This is a genomic window from Microvirga medicaginis, assembly GCF_052658925.1.
In genome coordinates, this window is the sequence record NZ_JBQWEL010000032.1 from 34,268 (window position 1) to 44,486 (window position 10,219).

6 protein-coding genes are annotated in these 10,219 nt (G+C 63.2%); 2 read left to right on the forward strand and 4 right to left on the reverse strand.

The window, feature by feature from the left end:
- Positions 1-46 precede the first annotated feature (46 nt).
- Together argS and ACUXUR_RS25220 are read right to left on the reverse strand one after the other, a co-directional pair.
- Positions 47-1,807 carry an arginine--tRNA ligase gene (gene argS / locus ACUXUR_RS25215; RefSeq protein WP_445505097.1) on the reverse strand — a complete coding sequence of 587 codons (1,761 nt, stop codon included), beginning with the start codon at positions 1,805-1,807 and terminating at the stop codon, positions 47-49.
- 48 nt (positions 1,808-1,855) lie between these two features.
- Positions 1,856-3,064, reverse strand: coding sequence for a deoxyguanosinetriphosphate triphosphohydrolase (locus ACUXUR_RS25220; protein WP_445505098.1), 1,209 nt, complete (start codon positions 3,062-3,064; stop codon positions 1,856-1,858).
- A gap of 94 nt (positions 3,065-3,158) precedes the next feature.
- On the opposite strand from ACUXUR_RS25220, the gene erpA reads away from it, so the two are divergent.
- Positions 3,159-3,485, forward strand: coding sequence for an iron-sulfur cluster insertion protein ErpA (gene erpA, locus ACUXUR_RS25225; RefSeq protein WP_116527901.1), 327 nt, complete (start codon positions 3,159-3,161; stop codon positions 3,483-3,485).
- An 84-nt stretch (positions 3,486-3,569) separates the two neighbouring features.
- Positions 3,570-5,423, forward strand: coding sequence for a hypothetical protein (locus tag ACUXUR_RS25230; RefSeq protein WP_445505099.1), 1,854 nt, complete (start codon positions 3,570-3,572; stop codon positions 5,421-5,423).
- Positions 5,424-5,598: 175 nt separating this feature from the next.
- Here ACUXUR_RS25230 and ACUXUR_RS25235 read toward each other — a convergent pair whose 3' ends face one another.
- Together ACUXUR_RS25235 and aspS are read right to left on the reverse strand one after the other, a co-directional pair.
- Positions 5,599-7,902, reverse strand: a complete 2,304-nt coding sequence (locus ACUXUR_RS25235) for an NADP-dependent malic enzyme (RefSeq protein WP_445505100.1) — start codon at positions 7,900-7,902, stop codon at positions 5,599-5,601.
- Between the two features lie 408 nt (positions 7,903-8,310).
- A complete protein-coding gene (gene aspS / locus ACUXUR_RS25240) occupies positions 8,311-10,119 on the reverse strand; it encodes an aspartate--tRNA ligase (protein WP_445505103.1) in 1,809 nt (602 codons plus the stop codon).
- Positions 10,120-10,219: the final 100 nt, after the last annotated feature.

A 10,219-nucleotide genomic window follows, 5' to 3' on the forward strand; every position in this document is an offset into this window, starting at 1 on the left:
ATCCGGCACAAACCTCCCCTAAACGGCTGAGCCGCTTATGAAAATGTTAGCGCATTTCATCGGGTGCCGTGACGCCCAGGATCGCGAGGCCAGATGCGAGCACACCCCTGAGGGCATGCACGAGAGCGAGCCTCGCTTTCGTTGAATCTTTATCAGTTAGATTAACAAAGCGTAATTGCGGCAAGTCTTTGCCCTTATTCCATAAGCTATGGAAGGCGCTGGCGAGGTCGTAGAGGTAGAACGCGACTCGATGCGGCTCGTGAGCCTCGGCGGCGGCCTCCACCATGCGCGGGAACTGGGCGATGCGGTGGATAAGATCCATTTCCGACTCATCCGAGAGAATCGTGAAATCGGCCTTCTCCAACTGCGCGGCCGAGAAATCCTCGCCCGGATAGGCCTCCGCCGCCTGACGGAAGACCGAAGCGCAGCGGGCATGGGCGTACTGCACATAGAAGACCGGGTTGTCCTTGGACTGCTCGACCACCTTCGCGAGGTCGAAGTCGAGCGGCGCGTCGTTCTTGCGGAAGATCATCATGAAGCGCACCGCATCGCGGCCGACCTCGTCCACCACGTCGCGCAAGGTCACGAAGTCGCCGGAGCGCTTGGACATCTTCACCGGCTCGCCACCACGCAGGAGCTTCACGAGCTGGCAGAGCTTCACATCGAGGTCGCCCTTGTTGTCCGTCACGGCCTTCACCGCCGCCTGCATGCGCTTCACATAGCCGCCGTGGTCAGCGCCCCATACGTCGATCATGGAGGCGAAGCCGCGCTCGTACTTGGAGCGGTGATAGGCGATGTCGGAGGCGAAATAGGTATAGGAGCCGTCGGACTTCAGCAGCGGACGATCCACCTCGTCGCCGAAGGCGGTGGCGCGGAACAGGAGCTGCTCGCGATCCTCCCAATCCTCGTCCTTCTGCCCCTTGGGCGGAGGCAGGCGGCCCATATAGACGAGATCGCGGCCGCGCAGGTCTGTGATGAGGGCCTTCACCTGATCGACAGGGCCGAGCTGCAGGGAGCGTTCGGAGAAGAACACGTCGTGATGGATATTGAGCACCGCGAGGTCGTTGCGGATCATGTCCATCATCGCGTTGATGGCAGCCTCGCGCACGAGCGGCAGCCATTCGGATTCCGGCTTGTCGAGCAGGTTCTGGCCATGCTCCTTGGCCAGGCTCTCGCCGACGGGCTTGAGGTAATCGCCGGGATAGAGGCCTTCCGGGATCTCGCCGATATCGTGGCCCAAGGCCTCCTTGTAGCGGAGATAGGCGGAGCGGGCGAGCACATCGACCTGCGCGCCTGCGTCGTTGATGTAGTACTCGCGGGTCACCTTGTAGCCGGCGAAGTCGAGAAGTCCGGCAAGCGCATCGCCGAACACCGCGCCACGGCAATGGCCCACATGCATCGGGCCAGTCGGATTGGCGGAGACGTATTCCACGTTGATGGGCTCACCTGCCCCCTGCCCGCTGCGGCCAAAGCCTGCGCTGTCCACCACGACGGCGCGCAGCACCTCATGCAGCACCTGAGGCGCCAAGCGGATGTTGATGAAGCCCGGACCTGCGATATCCACCTTCGTGATGCGCGGGTCGTTCTGAAGATCGGCCACGAGCAGTTCGGCGAGAGCGCGCGGGTTCATGCGCGCTTCCTTCGCCAGCACCATGGCAGCATTGGTGGCGAGATCGCCGTGGGAAGGATCGCGCGGCGGCTCGACCACGACGCGGCTCACGTCCAGCCCCGATGGAATTTTGCCCTCGCCCGCCAGACGGCCAAGCGCATCGGCAACCCGATTCTCAAACAACCCGAAAATGTTCATGGTACTTTGTCTCGATAGGGCATCCTGCCCCGAAATGCTTCGCTGCGCCTAACGCAGGTCCGGCGTTACGTCAAACAGACGTCGGTGTTCAAGGATCGCATAACGGTCCGTCATGCCCGCGATGTAATCCGCCACGCGGCGAGCAAGACGCGGCTCGTCGTCCTTGGAAAGGTCCGCCTGCCACTCCTCCGGCATCAGCTCCGGCTCGGCCTTGAAGCGGCTGAACAAATCCCGCAGCACCTGATCGGCCTGGGCGCGGACGCGCATCACCTCGGGATGGCGGTACATGCGGGCATAGAGGAAGCGCTTGATGGCGGCGTCGGCCTCGCGCATCTCCTTGGAAAAGCACACCATTGTCTCGCCGGCCTTGCGGATCTCCTCGGCGCTCCGAGGATTGAGAGCCGCGATCCGCCGGTCGCCCTCGGCCACCACGTCTTCCACGAAGCGGGTGATAACCCGGCGGGTCAGTTCGTGGATACGCCGGGAGAGTTCAAGATTCGGCCAGCGGCCGTCGATCTCGGCGAGAATCCCTTTGAGGAACGGCACCTCGCGCAGATCGTCGATCTTGAACAGCCCTGCCCTCAGGCCATCGTCGATGTCATGGGCGTCATAGGCGATGTCGTCGGCAATCGCGGCGGCCTGAGCCTCGCCGCTGGCAAAGGTGGCAAGCTCCAGATCCTGGACAGCGTTGTATTCCATGATGGCGAGTGGCACGCCGCGCTCGGCATAGCGCAGGGTCGGCTGCCCCTTTGCATCGAGCAGCGGGCCGTTATGCTTCACCAGCCCTTCCAGGGTCTCCCAGGTCAGATTGATCCCGTCGTAATCGGGGTAGCGGCGCTCAAGGCGCGTGACGACCCGCAAGGCCTGGGCATTGTGGTCGAAGCCGCCGAAGCCCGTCATGCACTCGTCGAGCGTATCCTCGCCCGTGTGGCCGAAGGGCGTGTGGCCAAGGTCGTGGGAGAGCGCCAGGGCCTCCGCCAGATCCTCGTCGAGACCGAGCGAGCGGGTCAGGGCGCGAGCGATCTGACTCACCTCGATGGTGTGGGTCAGGCGCGTCCGGAAGTGGTCGCCCTCGTGATAGACGAAGACCTGCGTCTTGTGCTTCAGCCGCCGGAAGGCCGAGCAATGGATGATCCGGTCCCGATCGCGCTGGAAATCGCTGCGGGTCGGCGACACCGCCTCAGGATACAGCCGGCCGCGGCTCGCCCATGGATCGCAGGCATAGGGGGCTCGCCATCTCTCGCCAAAGGGCCGCACTGGTCATTCCCGGGTTGAAGCCTTGTCAGGGCGCACTTACCTTGTCTTGAAAGCTTGTCCAAGACTTATGTCCTTATAAGGACCGGAAAGACCCATGACTGGAATTTCCCTGACTGAACGCGCCGCCCGCCGCATCAACGAGATCATGGCCTCGGAACCTGAGGGCTCGATGCTGAGAATCAGTGTCAACGGAGGCGGCTGTTCCGGGTTTCAATACGCCTTCGACGTGGACCGGACGCGCCAGAACGACGACCTCGTGATCGAGAAGGACGGGGCGACCGTCGTGGTGGACGAAGTGTCGATCCAGTACATGGACGGCTCGGTCATCGATTTCGTGGACGACCTGATCGGCCAATCCTTCAAGATCGAGAATCCCCACGCCACCGCTTCCTGCGGCTGCGGCACCTCGTTCTCCTTGTGAAACCCTGTCCCTCGCTTTAGCTTTCCGCAAGGTTGTCGGCCTGAAGCTTCTCAACAGCTTCAGGCCTTCTTCATCGCGGGGGATATGATGAAGCTTCTTCACCGTTCAGGCATTTGCGCGCTCGCCCTGATGGCCGGCACCGCGGCCATGCAATTCGAACCGATTGTCCTTCGCGATCTCGCCTTCGGCAGCGGCACGCAGCACATCGCCATCGGGGCCGTGAAGACCTCGCTCTGGAGCGCGGCTTTCGCTCAAACGGCTGACAGCTTCACCCTCGACAATGTCCGCTTCACTTGGGGCGGAGCCACCTATGAAGCGAAGCAGGTCTCGTTCAGCGGCGCCTCCGTAGCCCGCCGGGATATCGAGGGCCTCTTCTCTTCCACGGCCGAGCCTCTCGCGGACAAGCTCGCCAGGATCGACGTCAAGCAGGTGACCATTCCCGAGCTGAAGGTCTCGCAGAAGCTCGGCCAGGAAACACAGACGGCTTTCTACCGGAACATCTCCCTGAACGACGTGGTCCGGGGCAAGATCGCCTCGCTGACGATCGAGACGACGGCCGTCGAGGGGACAGGTGGCAAGAGCAACACCCTCATCAGTTACGGACGAACCATTCTCAACGACCTCGACACGCCCGCCTTCGCGAAGCTCTACGACACGAAGGACGCCTCCGCTCCCCTCGCCAGGATCTACAGCACCTTCTCCATCGAGAAGATCGACATGGTGGACGGTGCCGGCACCTACAGCGCCCAGATCGCCCGCCTCAGTGGCCGGGACATCATGGCCCGGCCGACGAAGGATTCCTGGAACGGCACCATCGCCGCCATCAATGAACTGGCCCAGAAGGAGGCGGCGTCGCCTGACGAGCAGACCCGTCTCATGCACATTGTCGCCGACCTTCTCGGTGCCCTCGATGCCGGTCTCCTGGAGGCCACCGGCATCACCTTCAAGGGCAACGGGAAAGAGAACAAGGAGACCGGCTCCATCGCACGCATCGCCTATACCGGCGCCAACGGCTCGCAAGCATCTGAGATGCGCGCGGAAGGCATCGACGTCACGGACACGGATGCCCGGGTCAAGATCGGGGCTGTCAGCCTTTCAGGCTTCTCTCTTGCGCCGACGCTGGAAGGGCTCAAGGCCCTCGACAGCAAGTCTTTGAAGGAACTCGACAGCACCGCCGTGCGCAGCCTCATCCCCACCCTCGGAACGCTGCGCATCACGGACATGGACTTTGATGCTCCCGCAACCGAAGACAAGCCTGACGAGCACGTGCGCGTCGTTTGGAAGCTCATGGAGATGACAGCGGACAAGCCCATGAACGGCATCCCGACGAATATCCGCTTCGAGCAGCGCAATGTCTCCATGACCCTTTCGGATAGCAGCGACGATGAGCTTGCCCAGCAACTTCGGGCCCTCGGATACAAGTCCATCGACGGCTCCTTCGTCGTGGCAGCCGCCTGGAACGAATCGGCGCACGAGATCGCCATCAAGGAATTCTCGATGGATGGAAAAGAGATGGGAAGCGTGCGGGTGACGGGGCTCATCGGCAATGTCACCCCGGATCTCTTCAGCCCAGACGAAGCGACCGCGTCCGCCGCGCTGATCGGCGCCAAGGCGAAGTCGGCCAGCGTCGTGGTGGAGAACAGGGGATTAGTCGAGCGCTATCTCGCCAAGACTGCGAAGGAGGAAGGCACGACGCCCGAGGCGCTGCAGAAGATGTATTCGGGCGCTACGCCCCTCGTTCTGTCGAGCATGATCGGCAATTCGGAACAGTCCCGGACATTGGGTCAGGCCATTTCCCGCTTCATCGAGAAGCCCGGCAAACTCACGATCGAGGCACAGTCGAAAAATCCGTCCGGCTTCGGCGTGATGGACGTGATGCTCGCGTCAGACCCCAAAGTGCTGCTGGAGAAGCTGAAGATCACCGCAAAGGCGGAGTGAGTTTTGCTCGAAGCAAAATGGCCGCACTTGTTGCGGCCATTTTCGTTTCACACTCACCTCCACATCATCACCGGCCTTGTGCTGGTGATCCCGATCTGCGCGAAGCACCCTTCTGAAACGAGCTGGCCGGGACAAGCCCGGCCATGACGAACAGAGATCGCTTCTTGAGCAGCGATCAAATCAGCTGCGGCTGATCCTGCTCGGCGGCCTGCGCCTCGACCACGGCGATGGCCGTGAGGTTCACGATGCCGCGTGCCGTCACGGACGGCGTGAGAATGTGCGCGGGCTTCGCGGGACCGATGAGGATCGGGCCGACGGGAAGCGAATCCGCCAGGATCTTCGTGAACTGGAAGGCGATGTTGGCGGCATCCAGGTTCGGCATGATCAGCACGTTTGCCTCGCCGGTCAGGCGCGATCCGGGATTGACGCGGTCGCGGATCATCTGGGAGAGAGCGGCATCCGCCTGCATCTCGCCATCGACTTCGAGATCGGGCGCGCGCTCGTTGATGCAGGCGAGCGCCTCGCGCATCTTCACGGCGGAGCGGGTATCGGCCGCACCGAAATCGGCATGCGAGAGCAGCGCGATCTTCGGCTCGATGCCGAAGCGGCGCACATGGCTGGCGCAGGCGATCGCCATGTCGGCGATCTCCTCCGCGCTCGGGTCGAACTGCACATGCGTATCGGCGAGGAAGTAAGCGCCCTTCGTCGTGATGACGAGCGACAGAGCCGCCATCTCGTGCACGCCGGGAGCAAGGCCGATAATGTCCTTGATGTGCTTCACGCGGGACTGGAAGCGGCCTTCGAGCCCGCAGATCAGCGCATCCGCATCGCCGCGCCGCACGGCGAGCGCGCCGATGACCGTGGAGTTGGTGCGCACGAGCGTCTTCGCCGCATCCGGCGTGATGCCCTTTCGGCCTGCTGCTTCAACGTAAGAGGCAACGTAATCGCGGTAGCGCGGATCGTCTTCCGGATTCACCAGCTCGAAGTGCCTGCCGATCTCCATCGAGAGACCGAAGCGCCTGATGCGCGCCTCGACCACGCTCGGACGTCCGATCAGGATCGGCTTCGCGATGCCTTCCTCGACGATGACCTGCACGGCGCGCAGCACGCGCTCGTCCTCGCCCTCGGCATAGATCACGCGCTTCGGGGCGGATTTCGCCTGCGAGAAGAGCGGCTTCATGATGAAGCCGGAGCGGAACACGAAGCGGCCGAGGGACTCGGTGTAAGCCTCCAGATCCTCGAGCGGGCGCTGGGCGACGCCGGAATCCATGGCGGCCTTCGCCACCGCCGGCGCGATGCGCAGGATGAGGCGCGGATCGAACGGGCTCGGGATCAGCGACTTGCGGCCGAAGGGATGCGCCTCGCCGCCATAGGCGCGCGCCACGACTTCGGACGGGGCTTCGCGGGCAAGGCTCGCGATCGCCTTCACGGCGGCAGCCTTCATCTCCTCGTTGATGGTGGTGGCCTGCACATCGAGCGCGCCGCGGAAGATGTAAGGGAAGCAGAGCACGTTGTTGACCTGGTTCGGGTAATCCGAACGGCCGGTACAGATCATGGCGTCGGGACGCGCGGCCTCGGCCTCCTCCGGCATGATCTCAGGATAGGGATTGGCGAGCGCCAGGATGAGCGGACGCGGCGCCATCTTCGCCACCATCTCGGGCTTCAGCACGCCGCCGGCCGAGAGGCCGAGGAACACGTCCGCATCGGGGATCACATCACTGAGCGTGCGCGCATCGGTCTTCTGCGCATAGACCGACTTCCAGCGGTCCATGAGCTCGTTGCGACCGTCATGGACCACGCCTTCGATATCCGTCACCCAGATGTTCTCGCGCTTCGCGCCGAGCGAGACCAGAAGGTTGAGGCAGGCGAGCGCGGCCGCGCCCGCGCCGGAGGTGACGATCTTCACCTCAGCGATGTTCTTGCCCGCGAGCTCCAGCGCGTTGGTGACGGCCGCGCCCACGATGATGGCAGTGCCGTGCTGGTCGTCGTGGAAGACCGGGATGCCCATGCGGGCCTTCAACCGTTCTTCCACCTCGAAGCATTCGGGAGCCTTGATGTCTTCGAGGTTGATGCCGCCGAAGGTGGGCTCCAGCGCCGCGATCACCTCGACGAGCTTGTCGACGTTCTTCTCGGCCACCTCGATGTCGAACACGTCGATGCCGGAGAACTTCTTGAACAGAACCGCCTTGCCCTCCATAACGGGCTTGGAGGCGAGCGGGCCGATATCGCCCAAGCCCAGCACGGCGGTGCCGTTGGAAATCACGGCGACGAGGTTCTGGCGGGAGGTGAGATTGGCGGCCTCGGCCGGATCGGCGGCGATGGCCTCGCAAGGGGCGGCCACACCCGGGGAATAGGCCAGCGCCAGGTCGCGCTGGTTGCCGAGAGGCTTGGTGGGCTGGATCTCGAGCTTACCAGGGCGCGGATGCTGGTGGTAGAACATCGCCCCCGATTTCAGATCCTGCGAGATGTTGTCTCCCATCTCCAACGCTCCTTACACCAGCCGTTTAACTTGAATGGTCCTTGTGCGCGCCCTTCGCCATCGCGTCAATGTTCTTCTCTCGCGGCGAGATTGAGACGAAGGATGCAGGCATGACAGGTCTGCCTGGAACGCAAGACGGCTGGGATGATGGAGCGATCCGTCTCACTCCCTCGCCTTCTGCAGGAAGGAGGCAAGCGTGGGGGTGAGGATGACCTGATGATGGTCCAACCCAGCGAAGCTGTCATAACCGCCCCTTCTCCGTCATCCCCGGGCTTGTCCCGGGGATCCACGTCTTTGAGGTGCTGCGGTTCCCAAAACGTGGATGGCCGGCACAAGGCCGGCCATGACGAGGTGGAGTGACAAGTCGGCGACGCGGCTACTAAGCTCACACTCTCCGGATGAGGGTCACTATTTCTCCGGCAGGTTCGTCCGGATGTGCAGCTCGCGCAGCTGCTTGGGTGTCGCCTCGGTGGGCGCGCCGAGCAGAAGGTCTTCCGCCTTCTGATTCATCGGGAAGAGCGTGATCTCGCGCAGGTTCTGCGCGCCGCAGAGCAGCATCACGACGCGGTCCACGCCGGCTGCCATGCCGCCGTGAGGCGGAGCGCCGTACTGGAACGCGCGGTACATGCCGCCGAAGCGATCCATGACTTCCTTCTCGCCGTAGCCTGCGATCTCGAAGGCCTTCACCATCCGGTCGGGGCGGTGGTTACGGATCGAGCCCGAGGCCATCTCGTAGCCGTTGCAGACCATGTCGTACTGGAAGGCCGTGATCTTGAGGATCTTGTCCTTGTCGTTCGGATCGAGCGCCATGAAGGCGTCGTGGTCCATGTTGCCCATGGAGAACGGGTTGTGGGAGAAGTCGATCCTCTTCTCGTCCTCGTTCCACTCGTATTGCGGGAAGTCGACGATCCAGCAGAAGGCGAACTGATCCTTGTTACCGAGGCCCAGCTCGTCACCGATGCGCACGCGCGCCTTGCCGGCGAGCGAGGCGGCCTTGTCCTCAGGCCCGGCCGAGAAGAACACCGCGTCGCCGGCCTTGATGCCTGCCTTCTCGCGGATGATGGCCTGAGCCTCGTCAGGGATGAACTTGGCGATGGGGCCCTTAGCCTGGATCTGGCCGCCCTCTTCCTCGAACACGATATAGCCGAGGCCCGGCGCGCCTTCCGTGCGGGCCCAGTCGTTGAGCTTGTCGAAGAAGGAACGCGGCTGCGAAGCGGCACCCGTCGCCGGGATCGCGCGCACCACGCCGCCGGACTTGATGACGTTCTTGAACGCGTTGAAGGTCACGTCCTCACGCTCGAACACCTCCGACACGTCGGCGATGACGAGCGGGTTGCGCAGGTCCGGCTTGTCGGAGCCGTATTTCAGCATCGCCTCGAAGTAAGGGATGCGCGGGAAGACATCCGTCACCGGCTTGCCGTCCGCAAACTCCTTGAAGGTGTCGCGGATCACCGGCTCCATGGTCTGGAAGATGTCCTCCTGCGTGACGAAGCTCATCTCCACGTCGAGCTGATAGAACTCGCCCGGCAGACGGTCGGCGCGCGGGTCCTCGTCGCGGAAGCAGGGCGCGATCTGGAAGTACCGGTCGAAGCCGGACATCATGATCAGCTGCTTGTACTGCTGCGGAGCCTGCGGCAGCGCGTAGAACTTGCCGGGATGGATGCGCGAGGGCACCAGGAAGTCGCGCGCGCCTTCCGGCGACGAGGCCGTCAGGATCGGCGTCGTGAACTCGAAGAAGCCGCTCGACTTCATGCGGTTGCGAAGCGAGTCGATGATCGCACCGCGCTTCATGATGTTGCTGTGCAGCTTCTCGCGGCGAAGATCGAGATAGCGGTACTTGAGCCGGGTCTCCTCCGGATATTCCTGGTCGCCGAAGACCGGCATCGGAAGCTCGTCCGCAGGGCCGAGCACCTCCATGTCGGTGATGTAGACCTCGATTATGCCAGTGGGCAGCTCAGGGTTCTCGGTGCCGGCCGGACGCTTGCGAACCTTGCCGTCCACCCGGATCACCCACTCGGAGCGCGCGGTCTCGGCCAGCCTGAAGGCTGGGGAATCCGGGTCGATCACGCATTGCGTCATGCCGTAATGGTCGCGCAGGTCGATGAACAGCACGCCGCCATGGTCGCGGATACGGTGGCACCAGCCGGAAAGGCGGGCCGTCTGGCCGACGTCGGATTCGCGGAGCGCGCCGCAGGTGTGGGAACGGTAACGGTGCATGGAGGCGGACATTGAAAAAGCCTGCTGGTTCGGAGTTACGCGCAACATCCATGGGAGGCCCGGGAAGTCAAGGACGAAGGATGAATGAGAGCCATGTTCG

Excerpts from the sequence above, each read along its gene's own strand:
- argS (WP_445505097.1), bottom strand. The coding sequence starts at position 1,807 with ATGAACATTTTCGGGTTGTTTGAGAATCGGGTTGCCGATGCGCTTGGC.
- erpA (WP_116527901.1), top strand. The coding sequence starts at position 3,159 with ATGACTGGAATTTCCCTGACTGAACGCGCCGCCCGCCGCATCAACGAG.
- ACUXUR_RS25230 (WP_445505099.1), top strand. The coding sequence starts at position 3,570 with ATGATGAAGCTTCTTCACCGTTCAGGCATTTGCGCGCTCGCCCTGATG.
- aspS (WP_445505103.1), bottom strand. The coding sequence starts at position 10,119 with ATGCACCGTTACCGTTCCCACACCTGCGGCGCGCTCCGCGAATCCGAC.
- ACUXUR_RS25235 (WP_445505100.1), bottom strand. The coding sequence starts at position 7,902 with ATGGGAGACAACATCTCGCAGGATCTGAAATCGGGGGCGATGTTCTAC.